This window comes from Paraburkholderia kirstenboschensis, from assembly GCF_032806925.1.
Classification (GTDB): Bacteria; Pseudomonadota; Gammaproteobacteria; order Burkholderiales; family Burkholderiaceae; genus Paraburkholderia; species Paraburkholderia kirstenboschensis.
The window spans coordinates 3889814-3903988 of the sequence record NZ_CP136513.1 but is presented as its reverse complement, the minus strand read 5'-3'; the positions used below and the strand labels follow the sequence as shown (position 1 = coordinate 3903988).

The window sequence follows — 14175 nt, the reverse complement described above, 5'->3', positions numbered from 1 at the left end:
CCGGTTGGCATGCCCAGCGGCCCGGCTAGCTTGCGACGCTCAGCTTTCGACCACGTCCAGATAATCTTCCGGACTCGTGCGGTCTTCGGCGCGCTGCATGCCGAACGCGCGCACCAGCAGGCTCACCACCACGGCCACCACCAGGTTCACGATCAGCGACCAGACCGCCGCGTAGCCCGGAATCGCCATGCCGAACAGGTGGATCGTAAAGATGGAACTGGCGAGCTTCAGCGAAACGGCCATCCACGTGCCGGTCGCGATGCCGACTGCCCAGCCGAGCAGCAAGCCGCGATAGTCGAGCACGCGCGTGTACAGGCCGAGCACGATTGCGGGCAGCGTCTGGATGATCCAGATGCCGCCGAGCAATTGCAACTGGATCGCGTAGGTGAGCGGCAGGCCGAGAATGAACGCGACCGCGCCGACCTTGACGATCAGCGACACGAGCTTCGCGACGTTGGTCTCCTGTTCGTGCGTCATGTTGCGGTTCACGAACTCTTTGTGGATGTTGCGCGTGTACAGGTTCGCTGCCGCAATCGACATAATCGCCGCCGGCACCAGCGCGCCGATGCCAATGGCAGCGAACGCCACGCCGACGAACCACGACGGGAAGAAGTGCAGGAACAGCGCCGGCACCGCGAAGTTCGGGCCGAACGCCTTGAAGTACGGCGCGAATTCCGGCATGTCCTTCACGCCCGAGGCAAGCGCCATGAAACCGAGCAGCGCGAGCAAACCAAGCACGAGCGAGTAAGCCGGCAGCATCGCCATATTACGGCGGATCGTGTTGCCCGATTTCGACGACAAGACTGCCGTGATCGAGTGCGGGTACAGGAACAGCGCGAGCGCCGAACCCACCGCGAGCGTCGCATACGCGCTATAGCCGTTCAGACTCGACACGTCCGGCGCCTTCAGCAGTAACTTTGCCGGCGGCACCGATGCGAAGATGTGGCCGAAGCCGCCCAGTTGCGGCGGAATGACGATGACCGCAGCGAAGATCGTGACGTAGATCAGGACGTCCTTGACCACGGCAATCATGGCCGGCGCGCGCAAGCCCGACGTGTACGTGTACGCGGCCAGGATAGCGAACGCGATGATCAGCGGCAGATCGCCGACGAAGCCCTTCGTGTCGAAGCCGAGCGCGCCGATCACCACTTCGATCCCGACCAGTTGCAACGCGATGTACGGCATGGTCGCGACGATGCCGGTCACGGCGATCGCGAGAGCGAGCATGCGGCTGCCGTAGCGTGCCGACATGAAGTCCGCCGACGTCACGTAGCCCTGACGTTTCGCGATACTCCACAGTTTCGGGAACACGACGAACGCGAACGGGTAGATCAGGATGGTGTACGGCAGCGCGAAGAAACCCGTTGCGCCCGCACCGAATACCAACGCCGGCACAGCGATGAAGGTGTACGCGGTGTAGAGGTCGCCGCCCAGCAGAAACCAGGTGACGATGGTGCCGAAGCGCCGGCCGCCGAGACCCCACTCTTCCAGATGCGCGAGATCGCCGCGCCGCCAGTGCGCCGCGATAAAACCGAGAATCGTGACGCCGATGAAAAATAGAACGAAGACGAAAGTTGCGATGGCGTTCATTATCGTGCGTCCCCCTGAGGACGGCCCGACGAGCGCGTCTTGGTCTTCATATAGACGAGCGCCGTAATGACTGCGCTGATCAGCACCCAGAGAAGCTGATACCAGTAGAAAAACGGAAAGTCGAACAATACCGGTTCGACCTTGTTGTACGACGGCACCCAGACCATGGCGATCCAGGGTAACAGCAACAGCCAGAGCCAGTGCTTGCTGGCTTTATTCGCGTCGGCGTCGTGAGCCATGACGTCTCCTCTTCCTATTATTGAAATGTTGGCCCGTGTTCGACGGGTGCTGGACCGCCACGCGGAAAACCGGCTCGCGGCAGCAAGCCCGCGGAGGATCGCCCCGCGTGTGACACGAGTACCCCGAAAGCCTCGAAAGAGTATAGGAGCCGCGAACGTGCGGTCAAGCAGGGAGGACCCGAGGCATTGGCACTGCTGTCAGAGCCGGCAGGACGGTGTTTCAGCGGATGCCGGCCGGGCAGAGCGACCTGGCCAGGACCTACGCGCGGCGCGGATCTTGCGCCTTGGCGGTGTTCCCGTGCGGAGGAGAAAACAGCGGATTCGCGGCGCAATGCCGGATAGATAGCAGATCTGAATTCCGTCGCGCGGATGCGACGTTCGTCAGGGCGAGGCCGGTCCGTCAGGGCCCGGCCCCTTGCGGCTGAATGCGATCAGATGACGAACGACGCGCCCGTCTGTCCGGTCGACTCCTGCAGGCCCTTGATCCACTTGCGCGCGGGCAAGCCGAGTTCCGCTTCGATCAGCTTCGCGCGTGTTTGCAGCGCCGTGAACGGCACGTCGAGCGCGGGGCCGGAAAACGCAATCGCGATGCGGTTGCCGTCGTGCACTTCCGGCAGCGCGACGACGCGACCGTCGAACGCTTCGTTCAGACGCTTCATGTTGCGCACGAAGCTCGGGTGGTCGCCGAAAAGATTCACCGTTGCCACGCCCGCATCCGTCAGGCACGCGCGAGCCGCACGATAGAAGCCGACGCTGTCGAGCACCGGGCCGCGCGCCGTTGCATCGTAAATGTCGATTTGCAATGCGCCGATCGTGCCGTGGTTTGCACGGTCGTTGACGAAGTCCCACGCGTCCGTCTCATGCACCGTGAGGCGCGCGTCGTCTGGCGGCAATTCGAACATCGCGCGAGCGGCGATGACCACCGCCGGGTTCACTTCGACCGCCTCGACCTTGGCGCGCTCCAGGAAGCGATGCGCGAACTTGGTGAGCGCAGCCGCACCGAGGCCGAGCTGCACGATGCGCCTGGGCGTTTCGATGAACAGCAACCACGCCATCATTTGCTGCGCGTATTCGAGTTCGATGTGGTCCGGCTTGCGCAGACGCATCGCGCCTTGCACCCACTCCGTGCCGAAATGCAGATAACGCACGCCGCCCTCTTCCGAGAACGTGACGGGCGCAAAACGCGGCTTGCGCGGCGTTTCGATTTGCGGCGCGTCGTGCAGATCGTCGTCGTGCGATGTCTTTTTCTTGTTGCGCGCGACGTCGCGCTTGCCCGCGCCGTCAGCGTTGCGGTTGCGAAATGCACGCGCTTCAGCCGAAGCGCGCTTGATGAGTTTCGTCATGTCAGGATGTCGCGCCACAAGCGCAATTTTTGATCGAACGAGAGCATAGCATTGGCCGGACTCGACGAAGGCAACACGAGGGTCGTGTAGCCCGCCTCGCCTATCACCGGCGCGAAGCGGCCCGCCGTCTTGCCGTTGAAGCAGACCTTGCTCAGCTTCGGCGCGTGTTCGCGCAGCGATGCAAAGTCGTTCGGCTGCGCGTTGCGAATGGCCGCATCGAGACTGCCCTCGCGATGGCACGCGGCGAGCACGTCCCACACGCCGATCCCATGAGAAAGCACACGCCGCAGCCGCTCTTCGTAGGGGAGTTCCGCGAGCGGGTCGTCGAGCACGGCGCCGAGCAGACGCCAGAACTGGTTGCGCGGATGCGCGTAGTACTGGGTCGCTGCGAGCGACGCCTCGCCGGGAAAGCTGCCGAGAATCAGCGTATGTGTGTCGGCGGCGACAATCGGAGGAAAGCCGCGCAACATTATCGGCTCCGCTCACTGGCGGCACGCGTCGCAGGATGCGCGCGCGATGCCGTGTGCTCGATCGGCCGGCCATGTTCGCGCATGCGCGGGTGAGCTGCATGCGTGGCATCGGCGGTGGAAGCGATTGAGTGGCGAGCGCCGCCGACATTCGATAGAGACGCGAGATGCGTCCACAGTGCCGGCAAGAAACATTCGGTGACCATCAGCGGCTCGCCATGCCGCTCGAACACCGAGCGGCGCGCCGCCAGTGCGTGCGGCGGCATCCCGCTGACTTCACGCGCCGCCAACCGGTACAGCGGATGCCGCGCGGTTACGCGGCGGCTGACCAGCGCCGAACGCGCGACGCTGCTGTCGCTATACAACAGTTCCGCGAGCGGCCGCGTGCGCAAGCGACGCGTGGCCTGCCATACGCCGACGCTCGCGGCCAGAGGCGCAACGCTGTGCGCGGCGACAAACGGCACGGCGTCGACCGACAAGACGACCTCGCGCACCCACACAGGCGCGCGCACGCGAAGACACAGCGCGGCATGCTCGTCGGCCCAGGCCAACGCCACACCTTCGCGCGTGACACGCACCGCGACCTCGCCGAGCGCGCGCAGATGCGCGGTCAGCGAACCGCCACGGGTCAACCAGTCTTTCTGTGCGGCGCTGAGGCCGGGCAAGGGAGCGACGCGCCAGTGCGCGTCGGCGGCATCGAAACGGATAGGCATGGGTTCGGATTATAACGGCGCGACTGTCGGACGATTGCCCGGCACGCAGGCGCCTTTTCCGACGATTCAGCTTCACCGCCACATCGGTGTCGAAACACTCAATCAAGTCGCCGATTTCGGAAAGGTCCGATTCTCCATCGCCGCGACCCACGATAAAACCTCCGTGCTTTACGAACCGGCGATTCGCCCGCTATCGACGGGCGCGCCATCCGATCTGCAAACGAACGAGAGAACAAGCATGAAGAAAATTCTGAGCATGAGCGCCTGCGCAATGTCGGTGCTGCTGGTGGCTGGCTGCGCGGCGCCGTTGAACCGCGACACTGAGACGTCGTTGAACAAGGCCGTGGGCATCGAGGTCGCACCGGTCGCCGACGGCGTCGCCGTGAAGCTGCCCGAGAAAGCACTGTTCGATTTCAACAAGTCGGAAGTGCGCGGCGACGCGAGCGCGGTGGTCGATCGTTCCGCGGTGCTGCTCAAGCGCAGCAAGAAGCCGATCATCGTCGAAGGCTACACGGACAATATCGGCACGCTCGACTACAACCAGCAACTCTCGGAAGCGCGCGCGACGGCCGTGGGTTACGCGCTCGTGGCGCGCGGCGTGACGATGGAGCGTATTCGGACCAAGGGCAACGCGTACAACAATCCGGTTGCAAGCAACGACACTCCCGAAGGACGCGCGCTCAATCGCCGCACTGAGATCGTCGTGCGCGGCGAATCCATGGAAACGTTAATGGGCAAGAAGTAGGCAGCAGCCGCGTCAGGCGGACTACGCTGGTAACACCCAGGGCCGGCTGCGCCGTGCGCGCCCGGCTCAGCTACCGACTCACCTGCCGACTCACCTGCCGACTCACCTGCCGACATACTCCTGCAGTGCCTGCGCGACGTCAGCGAGCACCGCGTCCCACTGATTCAACTCACGTTGCCTGAAAAGCCGCATTGACGGATACCATGGACTATCAGCGCGCTCGACCATCCAGCGCCAGTCTGTGAAGGTGGGCACCAGCGCCCAGACCGGCGTGCCGCATGCCCCGGCCAGATGCGCGACCGCGGTGTCTACTGTAACGACCAGATCGAGCGACTGAATAATCGCCAGCGTATCCAGGAAGCTGTGAATCTGCGGCCCGAGGACGTGCATGTCGGCACCCTTGGGCAAAGCCGCCGCGTCGTGCCGCGCATCCCCTTTCTGCAGCGAGAACCAACGCACGCCCGGCTGCTCCAGAAGCGGCCGCCATTGCTGAAGCGCAGTGGACCGATAGCGGTCGAGCGCATACGCGGGATTGCCCGCCCAAACGATGCCGACGCGCTTTGTGAACGGCCCTTGCGCCTTGACAGGACCGAATACCTCCAGGCGGTCACGCCAACGCTGCACCTCTGCGGGCTTTGCTTGCAGATAAGCCGTGGCAAGCGGCAACATCGACAATTCGAGGTTCATATGCGCCGGCACGCTCAACATGCGGCACCAGTAGTCGTACGGGCCGGGCGGCGCGGTGGTCCAGGCCGCATGCACGCCGGCCGCATGGCGCGCCACGTCGCCAAGCGGCTCTTCGACCCAGACGTCCACCTGCGCGCCACGCCGATGCAGCCAGTCGGCCATACCCAGAAACTGGATCTGATCGCCAAGCCCCTGTTCGCCGATTAGCAGGAAGCGGCAGCCGAGCACGCGCTCGCCGTGCCACTCCGGAAAATCGGGGCGAACCAGATCGTGATTTTCCGGTAGCGCGTCATGCCACCGGTATTGCTTCCAGCCTCGTTCGAAATTGCCCGTGCGGAGCTGTGCGGCGGCGAGGTTGAACTGCATGGACGGGTCGGCGGGCATCAGCCGGGCGGCCTCTGCGGTGTGCATCTGCATTTGTTCGACGTCGCCGAGCATATTGAGCGCGAACGATGCGTTGTGATGCAGCCAGGCGTTGTGCGGTTCGACGCCGATTCCCTGCCTCGCGACGCTGATCGCGTCGGCAAAACGATGCGCGCCGTTCAGAGCGAATGCGAGCTGCTGGAGAGCCGCTGCATCAGAGTTGCACCGTGCGCGCAGGGCCGGCAACAGATCGCCGATCTCGGCATCGCGCTGCGCTTTCGACAAGGCCGCGATCAGCATGAACGCATCTGCAATGTTCGCGGAGTCGAGTGCCCATGCGCGCAGCCAATAGTTCGCTGCGTCGGCATGCTGTTCCTGTTCCGTGCAGATCTGCGCGAGCGCGCGAACCGCGTGGTGCAAAGCGGGCTCGAAGTGCAACGCGGTTTGATAGTGCTGGCGCGCCTCGGTGAATCGCGCGGACAGCTTCAGGCAATCGGCAAGATTTCGATGAACGCTGGCACTGCCACCGCTTATGTTCAGCGCCCGATGGTAGAACGCCTCGGCCGCGATCCGATCGCCGCGCAGCACGGCAAGCAGCCCGCGATGCTCCCAGATATCCGCACGATCGGGCGCGACATTCAGTGCGCGATCTAGCTGCTCGCAGGCACGCTCGAGCGCGCCCTCGCGGAAGTATGCAAGGCCGAGCTGATGCAGAGCTTCTGCGTCGCCTGGCGCAGCCTCGCTGCATAATAAAGCTGAGTCGCGCACGGGCTTTGCCATCAGCCGCTTACCGCCGGATGCGCTGCGTGGCTCGAGTTCGTGCTGCTCGCGCCGGCTGTCATCAGCGCTTGCAGGCGCGCCGTTACTCGCTGGATGACCGGAGCCCAGTGCCCCGGCTGCGGCTGCCTGAAGAGTTCCAGCGAGTCGTACCAAGGTTGCGTCTCCTCGTTGCCCCACGCCCAATGCGACACGTGGTCGAGCATCGCGAACACCGGCCGCCCTAACGCGCCGCCAAGATGCAACGGTGCACTGTCGATCGTGACCAAGGCGTCGAGCGCACCGAGATGGGCGGCAACGTCGTCAAAGCCGGCGTGGTATTGCGCCGTCATGTCGCACACGCGATAACCCTGCGCGGTCAACACCGCGACGTCGGCCGCACGTCCTGGCGTAAGCGAATAGAACATGACATCGGCAAGCGACAGCAACGGTTCAAGCGTTGCGCGCGCAATCGAACGCTTCTCATCGCGACGATGCGTAGGGCTTCCCGCCCACACGAGCCCGACATGCAGCCTCGCCTGCGGCGTCTGTCTGTGTAGCCGCTCGCGCCATGCGCTCACCTTGTTCGGGTCGGCACGAAGATACGCATCGCCCCTGACCTGCTGCGGCTGCAGATCCAACACGAGCGGCAAGCTCATGATGGGCAGGCTGTAATCCGGCGCGCCGAGCGGGCCGTCTTCGATGGACACGCAATCCGGGTAAAAACGCGTGAGCAGCGCATGCAACGACTTGCGCACACAGAGCACGAGCTTGCCGCCTTCCTGACGCACGCGGGCGGCAAGTTGCGGCACATAGCGCACCATGTGGATATCGTCGCCGTTGCCCAGTTCGCTGTGCACGACAAGCGTCTTGCCGGCGAGTGCCTCGCCTTGCCAGCGCGGACACAGGCGAGCCATGACAGAAACGATATTGTTCGGCTCGCGGTCGTCGCGTGCGAGGCGTGCCTCAAAACGCTTCCAGCCGCTTGTCCATGCGCCGTGCCGCAAGTCGAGGTCCGCGAGATCGACTGCCGGTGTCACCGCGTTTGGATTGACCGCGAGTGCTTCGTGCAGCATTGCGGCACTTTCCCCGTAGCGTGCCTGCTCGCATAGATAGAGGCCAATCGCGGCGAGCACGTCGGCATTGCCTGGCGACGCAGCATTCGCGGCACGCATGGTCGCCTCGGCCGCTGCTGCGTCGTTGCACTGCCATTGCGCGTGACTGAGCTGCCAGGCCATCTCCGCGTCTGCGGGATTGCGCGCCAGCGCCTCGCGGCACACTTGCTCGACGGCAGCCCAGTCGCGCACCTCGCGCAATGCCAGTACGAGTTGCAACGGCAACGCCGGATCGACGGCCGGGTCGAGCGCGTATGCGCTCGCGAGCGCCGTGCGCCGCTCCTCGCGCGCGCCGGGACCGCCTGGTGCACCGAGCGCACCGAGCGAAATAGCAAGCCACCAGGGCGCGCGCGCGTCGCGCGGCGCTCGCTGCCGATAGGCGCGCAACATATGCGCCGCCGCCGAATGCGCGCCACAGCCGTTGATGAGCCAGACGATCCATTCAAGCGTGGTAGCGAGCGGCTGTGCGGCGACCGCGACTTCGCTGTGATGCCACGCGACCTCGCCGCGGCCGACCGCGTCCGCGAATAACGCAAGGCGAGCATGGCGCGCGCCACTGGCTTCCGCTTGTGCCTGCGACGCGCTGTGATACGCCTCTTCGAAGCGCCCCGCGCTCGCGTGCAGATCGGCGTGCAACTGCCATGTCACACCAGCGGCAGCCAGTTCGGCCGCGCGCAGCACGGCGGCGTGGAGGCCCTCCTCGCGCAGAACCGACCACAGAAGATGAACCGTCTCGAGAGGCGTTGTGACATTGATCAGTACCGCCGGGGCGGCCAAAGCGGAATCGGACATGAAATCTCAGGAGGTGCCGCAACGCGCAGGCGCTTCAATCGCAAAAGAGATTTCCACGCGCACGGCTTGTACAGAAAGTGGCTCGAAGAACGTGCCTGATCTTCAAGCGTCCCAGTTTCGAAGCGCGATGACCAAGATAATGCCGTGCCCTGCGTCTCATAAACCAATCTCAATTTATGGTCGTTGATTAGTTTTAGTTAGTTAACCATAATTAATTTTGCGCGATGTCGAAAGAGGTCCAAGGCGTCGAGCAAATCTACAACTAGCAGCAGGGAGTCAGGTGAATACTACGAACGTGAAGGAAACTTCTGACCGCATCGCGCATCTTGCGTCGGTCGTATTGGCTCGCCAGGGCGCCACGCATATCGAGAAAGAGCTAGCCGGCTCAGCGCTCGCGCAACACCACAGTTCTAAACAGACCAGCGCGGCAATCGGCAGCCTCGCGGCGCAAGTGCTCGGCGATCATCATTCCAGTTTCGAGGCCAAGGAGCTGGCCGGAAGCGTGCTCGCGCAAGTGCGTCACTTGCACGGGCTAACACTCGACCGTTAATACACGCGCTATGACCGATCCCGATTTCTTTCGGCCCGTTCATAACACCCCAAAGTGCGCGGCAAAAAAAATGCGCTGCCGAAGCAGCGCATTTTCCCTTTCACTACGTTGAGCGCCGGTTCGACGCTACGCGATCACGCTCAATTCGCGCGCGCGAGCAACAACGCATTCGTACGCTTCACGAAGCTCGCCGGATCTTCAAGCGCGCCGCCCTCGGCCAGCAACGCCTGGTCGAACAGCAGGTGGCACCAGTCGTCGAAGTTCGCGCTATCGGCATGCAAGCCCTTTACGAGTGCGTGCTCCGGATTCACTTCCAGAATCGGATGGAACGAGGGCGCCTGCTGACCTGCGGCCTTCAGCATGCGCTGCAGGTAACCGCTCATCTCGCCGTCGTCGGCAACGAGGCACGACGGCGAATCGGTCAGGCGGAACGTGAGGCGCACGTCTTTTGCCTTGTCCTTCAACGCTTCCTTCATCTTCTCGACGAGCGGCTTGAGCTCCTCGCTCACCTTTTCCTGCGCCTCTTTCTCCTCGTCGTTCAGCGCGCCCAGATCAAGATCGCCGCGCGCCACGCTTTGCAGCGGCTTGCCGTCGAATTCGTTCAGGAACGACAGCATCCATTCGTCCACGCGATCGGTCAGCAGCAGCACTTCCACGCCCTTCTTGCGGAACACTTCGAGATGCGGGCTGTGGGTTGCGGCCTGCCATGTGTCGGCGGTCACATAGTAGATCTTGCTTTGCTCGGGCTTCATGCGCGCGACGTAATCGGCGAGCGACACATTCTGCTCCGGCGTTTCCGTATGCGTGGACGCAAAGCGCACGAGCTTGGCAATGCGCTCGCGATTCGCAAAGTCTTCACCGATGCCTTCCTTCAGCACCTGGCCGAACTCCTTCCAGAAGCCGGCGTACTTTTGCTTGTCGGCGTCGTTATCCGAATTGGCCAGATCCTCCAGCATCGACAGCGCGCGCTTGGTCACGCCCTCGCGGATCGCCTTGACGTCGCGGCTTTCCTGCAGGATTTCACGCGAGACGTTAAGCGGCAGATCGCTCGAATCGACCACGCCCTTCACGAAGCGCAGGTACGCGGGCAGCAGTTGCTCGGCGTCGTCCATGATGAACACGCGCTTCACGTACAGCTTCAGCCCGCCGCGATGGTCGCGGTTCCACAGGTCGAACGGCGCGTGGCTCGGCACGTACAGCAACTGCGTGTATTCGCTTCGGCCTTCGACGCGGTTATGCGTCCACGTGAGCGGATCCTGATGATCGTGTGACAGATGCTGATAAAACTGCTTGTACTGCTCTTCGGTGATGTCGTTCTTCGCGCGGGTCCACAGCGCGCTCGCCTGATTGACGGTCTCGTCCTCGTCCTTCGTGACCATCGCGCTTTTTTCCGCGTCCCACTCTTCCTTCTTCATCAGAATGGGCAGCGCGACGTGATCGGAATACCGCTGAATGATCGACTTAAGCCGATGCGACGACAGCAACTCGTCTTCATCCGCACGCAGATGCAGCGTGATGGTCGTGCCGCGCGCGGCGCGCTCGATCTGCTCGACGGCGAAATCGCCCTCGCCCGCGCTTTCCCAGCGCACGCCTTCCGACGCCGGCAATCCGGCGCGGCGCGTCTCGACGGTGATCTTGTCCGCGACGATGAAGCCCGAATAGAAGCCCACGCCGAACTGCCCGATCAGCGCAGCGTCTTTCTGCTGGTCGCCCGACAGTTTGCCGAAAAATTCCTTGGTGCCCGAGCGCGCGATCGTGCCGAGGTTGGCTATTGCTTCGTCACGGCTCATGCCGATGCCGTTATCGTCGATCGTGATGGTGCGCGCGTCCTTGTCGTACGACACGCGAATGCGCAGATTCGGGTCGTTCTCGTACAACCCGCTGTTTTCAATCGCTTCGAAACGCAGCTTGTCTGCCGCGTCGGACGCATTGGAAATCAGCTCGCGCAAAAAGATTTCCTTGTTGCTGTACAGCGAATGGATCATCAGTTGCAGAAGCTGTTTCACTTCTGCCTGAAAGCTCATGGTTTCTTGTGCCATGGTCGGACTTCCTCTCTGTTGCGAATCGGGTTTTTTGCGAATCGGGTATTGCAGATGCGCTTCGGGTCAGGCGTGGCACGGGGGCCGGATTGCCGGTGTGCATTGCCGTGCCGCCGGATCGTTCGTCTAAATAAGGGCGATGCGGCGCGGTTTCAAGAGGCGCGGCGCGCAACGCCGTCCAGGTAACGGCACAAAAACGTCGCCAGTTCCGGATCGCCGCAATTGGCGATATTGAAGCGCATCCACGTGGTGGGCGACTGCTGCGGCGAAAAAAGGCTGCCGGGCGTCAGCAGAAAACCGGCTTCGTGGCCCGCGGCGGCGAGGCCGTCGGCGTCGACTCCGGTGTCGGCCCACACGAACATTCCCGCCGTGGGCGTCAGGAACAGCTTGAGGCCGGTCTTCTCCAGCATCCGCGCGGATTTTTCGCGCACGCTGTCGAGCCGCGCACGCAGCCGCTCGACGTGGCGCCGGTAATGACCTTCGGTGAGGATTTTGTACAGCACGCGCTCGTTCAACTCCGGGCTCGTCATGCCGACCAGCATTTTCTGGTCGCTGACCGCCTTTGCGACTTCCGGCGCGCACGCGATGAAACCAACACGCAGATTGGGCGCGAGCGTCTTCGAAAAACTGCCCAGGTAGATCACGCGCTTTAACTGATCGAGGCTCGCGAGACGCGTGCCGGCATAGCTCGGCGGGCAGAGATCGCCGTAAATGTCGTCTTCGACCACGATGAAGTCGTACGCCTCGGCAAGCCGCAAAATGCGGAACGCCTGCGCGGCCGTCAGCGACGTGCCGGTCGGATTCTGCAGCACGGAATTGATCACCAGCATCTTGGGCCGCCACGTCTGCACCAGCGATTCGAGCGCGTCGAGGTCCGGGCCGTCCGGTGTATATGGCATGCCGAGGAGCCGTGCGCCTTGCGACGCGAAACGCCCGAACATCTGGAACCACGCAGGATCGCCGACGATCACCGAATCGCCCGCCTTGACATAAATGCGCGAAATCAGGTCGATCGCCTGCGTGATGCCCGACACCATCACAATCTGCTCGGGCGACGCGCCGATCTCCAGTTCCTCCAGGCGCGTCTGCAATTGCTGGCGCAGCGGCAGAAAACCGAGCGGCGTGCCGATCCCCAGCATCTGCGCGCCGCTTTGCCGGCCCAGCGTGCGCAGCGCGTTGGTGATCAACTCGCCGTCTAGCCAGCGCGCCGGCAGATAGCCGAGACCAGGACTGCGCTCCGGGCGCGCGCCGGTGTGCAGCATGTTGCGCAGCAGCCAGACCACGTCGATGGTCGCCGGCGCGGGATCCTGCGTGACCGGACGGAGTTCCGAAACCGCCGCACCCGCCAGACGCTCTCGCACGAAGAAACCCGAGCCGCGCCGCGACTCGAGGTAACCCTGGGCGACGAGCCGCTCGTATGCCTCGACCACCGTGAAACGCGACACGCCTTTGTCGAGCGCCAGCTTGCGGATCGACGGCATGCGCATGCCAGGGCGAAACACGCGCTCTTCGATGCGGCGGCGGGCCCATTGCACGAGTTGCTCGACCAGCGTCAGCGACGCCGTGTCGTGCGGGGCGGGAATTTGTGTAAGCGGGACGGACATAGACGCACTCCAACTGTACCGAACGGTATCGAGTCGATTGTACCGTTACTGTGCAGGTCGCCGCCGCTACATTTGAGACAGAAAAGTGCGCTGGCTGAAGGGCGCGGCATGCTTGGCGGTGTGCTCGACGGTGTGCTCGACGGCATGCTTGAGTGAACGAGCCGGGCGGCGATCCCGCTCACCGCGCAGTCGGACGCGCGCGCTGTTTGCAGCGTTGCGGGCGAGAGCGAGCCGATAGGGCAAGCCGGCAAGCTAACGGCAAGCGCCCTCGCAAACAAACACACGGCCAATTGCCGACAACCCGCCGCAAAAAACGTCGCACCGCCCGGTAATCGCACGTTCGCGGGGAAGCCGCCGCCCCGCGAACGGTTATGCTTACGTCCCCGGACACCCGCATACCCTGCGCGCGGCGGGGGTCCGACCTGACGTAGAAACCGTTTTCCCAATCCGCAATGACCGCACATCCGCTTCGTCTCGATCATCTCGTCGTTTCCGCCCGCACGCTCGACGAGGGCACGCAGTACGTCGCCGACATTCTCGGCGTTGCACCGGCCGGCGGCGGCGCGCATCCGTTGATGCGAACCCACAACCGCCTGCTGAACCTGTGGGGCGGCGCCTATCTGGAAGTGATCGCAATCGATCCGGATGCCGACGCTGCGCACGAATCTGCGACCGGCGCCGCGCCGCGTGCGCGCCTCTTCGCACTCGACGCCCCCGCTACACGCGCGCGCCTCGAAAACGGGCCGTATCTGTCGCATTGGGTCGTCCGCGTGGACCGGCCGAAGCATCTGCCGACGTGGCAGTCCCAGTACCCGCAGCGCATCCCGCCGATCGTGCCGCTCACGCGCGGCGAGTTCAGCTGGGGCCTGTCGATTGCGGAGGACGGCGCCTTTCCCTCGTGGCAAGGCGCCGGCGATGGGGTGCTGCCCTCGCTCATCCAGTGGGACACGGCGCGGCATCCGTCGACGCTATTGCCGGAAACCGGCATCGCGCTAAAAACGTTGAAAGGCCAGCATCCGCAAGCCGATACGGTGGCCGCGCAACTACAGTGGCTAGGCGCCGCGCATCTGATCGAGCTGCACCCGACGGACGACGCGGCGGCCCCGGCCGCGCTCACTGCCGAGTTCGAAACACCCAACGGTCTACGGACCCTTAAATAGCCAGCGCGCGCG

General features: G+C 63.7%; 12 protein-coding genes. 3 read left to right on the top strand and 9 right to left on the bottom strand.

Annotated elements, in window-relative coordinates; all coding sequences use genetic code 11:
• Positions 1-39: 39 nt before the first annotated feature.
• The 5 genes from mctP to RW095_RS40160 form a co-directional block, all read right to left on the bottom strand.
• A complete protein-coding gene (gene mctP, locus RW095_RS40180) occupies positions 40-1590 on the bottom strand; it encodes a monocarboxylate uptake permease MctP (RefSeq protein ID WP_317021109.1) in 1551 nt (516 codons plus the stop codon).
• Positions 1590-1829: a DUF3311 domain-containing protein gene (locus RW095_RS40175; protein WP_128591032.1), complete on the bottom strand. Its 240-nt coding sequence runs from the start codon at positions 1827-1829 to the stop codon at positions 1590-1592. The genes mctP and RW095_RS40175 overlap by 1 nt, the downstream gene beginning before the upstream one ends.
• A 431-nt stretch (positions 1830-2260) precedes the next feature.
• Complete coding sequence (locus tag RW095_RS40170) at positions 2261-3172, bottom strand: class I SAM-dependent methyltransferase (protein WP_317021108.1); 912 nt, start codon at positions 3170-3172, stop codon at positions 2261-2263.
• Positions 3169-3642 (bottom strand): DNA-deoxyinosine glycosylase, encoded by a 474-nt coding sequence (locus RW095_RS40165; protein ID WP_317021107.1) that lies wholly within the window; start codon positions 3640-3642, stop codon positions 3169-3171. The genes RW095_RS40170 and RW095_RS40165 overlap by 4 nt, the downstream gene beginning before the upstream one ends.
• The gene (locus RW095_RS40160) at positions 3642-4352 is read right to left on the bottom strand and encodes a chorismate--pyruvate lyase family protein (protein ID WP_317021106.1); all 711 of its coding nucleotides are present in this window, start codon (positions 4350-4352) and stop codon (positions 3642-3644) included. Before RW095_RS40160 ends, RW095_RS40165 begins: the two co-directional genes overlap by 1 nt.
• A 238-nt stretch (positions 4353-4590) precedes the next feature.
• On the opposite strand from RW095_RS40160, the gene RW095_RS40155 reads away from it, so the two are divergent.
• Positions 4591-5097 carry an OmpA family protein gene (locus RW095_RS40155; RefSeq protein WP_317021105.1) on the top strand — a complete coding sequence of 169 codons (507 nt, stop codon included), beginning with the start codon at positions 4591-4593 and terminating at the stop codon, positions 5095-5097.
• Between the two features lie 102 nt (positions 5098-5199).
• Here RW095_RS40155 and RW095_RS40150 read toward each other — a convergent pair whose 3' ends face one another.
• Positions 5200-6927, bottom strand: coding sequence for a glycosyltransferase family 9 protein (locus RW095_RS40150; protein ID WP_317021104.1), 1728 nt, complete (start codon positions 6925-6927; stop codon positions 5200-5202).
• The gene (locus RW095_RS40145) at positions 6927-8810 is read right to left on the bottom strand and encodes a tetratricopeptide repeat protein (RefSeq protein WP_317021103.1); all 1884 of its coding nucleotides are present in this window, start codon (positions 8808-8810) and stop codon (positions 6927-6929) included. The genes RW095_RS40150 and RW095_RS40145 overlap by 1 nt, the downstream gene beginning before the upstream one ends.
• 280 nt (positions 8811-9090) lie before the next feature.
• On the opposite strand from RW095_RS40145, the gene RW095_RS40140 reads away from it, so the two are divergent.
• Positions 9091-9360: a hypothetical protein gene (locus tag RW095_RS40140; RefSeq protein ID WP_128585499.1), complete on the top strand. Its 270-nt coding sequence runs from the start codon at positions 9091-9093 to the stop codon at positions 9358-9360.
• Between the two features lie 140 nt (positions 9361-9500).
• Here RW095_RS40140 and htpG read toward each other — a convergent pair whose 3' ends face one another.
• A complete protein-coding gene (htpG, locus tag RW095_RS40135; RefSeq protein ID WP_128585500.1) occupies positions 9501-11399 on the bottom strand; it encodes a molecular chaperone HtpG in 1899 nt (632 codons plus the stop codon).
• A 152-nt stretch (positions 11400-11551) separates the two neighbouring features.
• Positions 11552-13003 (bottom strand): aminotransferase-like domain-containing protein, encoded by a 1452-nt coding sequence (locus RW095_RS40130; RefSeq protein WP_317021102.1) that lies wholly within the window; start codon positions 13001-13003, stop codon positions 11552-11554.
• Between the two features lie 452 nt (positions 13004-13455).
• Here RW095_RS40130 and RW095_RS40125 point away from each other — a divergent pair, with 452 nt between their 5' ends.
• Positions 13456-14163 (top strand): VOC family protein, encoded by a 708-nt coding sequence (locus tag RW095_RS40125; RefSeq protein ID WP_317021101.1) that lies wholly within the window; start codon positions 13456-13458, stop codon positions 14161-14163.
• The last annotated feature ends 12 nt before the right edge of the window (positions 14164-14175 follow it).

Bases quoted from the DNA above. Each gene is read 5' to 3' on its own strand.
- mctP (WP_317021109.1), bottom strand. From the start codon at position 1,590: ATGAACGCCATCGCAACTTTCGTCTTCGTTCTATTTTTCATCGGCGTC.
- RW095_RS40175 (WP_128591032.1), bottom strand. From the start codon at position 1,829: ATGGCTCACGACGCCGACGCGAATAAAGCCAGCAAGCACTGGCTCTGG.
- RW095_RS40170 (WP_317021108.1), bottom strand. From the start codon at position 3,172: ATGACGAAACTCATCAAGCGCGCTTCGGCTGAAGCGCGTGCATTTCGC.
- RW095_RS40165 (WP_317021107.1), bottom strand. From the start codon at position 3,642: ATGTTGCGCGGCTTTCCTCCGATTGTCGCCGCCGACACACATACGCTG.
- RW095_RS40160 (WP_317021106.1), bottom strand. From the start codon at position 4,352: ATGCCTATCCGTTTCGATGCCGCCGACGCGCACTGGCGCGTCGCTCCC.
- RW095_RS40155 (WP_317021105.1), top strand. From the start codon at position 4,591: ATGAAGAAAATTCTGAGCATGAGCGCCTGCGCAATGTCGGTGCTGCTG.
- RW095_RS40150 (WP_317021104.1), bottom strand. From the start codon at position 6,927: ATGGCAAAGCCCGTGCGCGACTCAGCTTTATTATGCAGCGAGGCTGCG.
- RW095_RS40145 (WP_317021103.1), bottom strand. From the start codon at position 8,810: ATGTCCGATTCCGCTTTGGCCGCCCCGGCGGTACTGATCAATGTCACA.
- htpG (WP_128585500.1), bottom strand. From the start codon at position 11,399: ATGGCACAAGAAACCATGAGCTTTCAGGCAGAAGTGAAACAGCTTCTG.
- RW095_RS40130 (WP_317021102.1), bottom strand. From the start codon at position 13,003: ATGTCCGTCCCGCTTACACAAATTCCCGCCCCGCACGACACGGCGTCG.
- RW095_RS40125 (WP_317021101.1), top strand. From the start codon at position 13,456: ATGACCGCACATCCGCTTCGTCTCGATCATCTCGTCGTTTCCGCCCGC.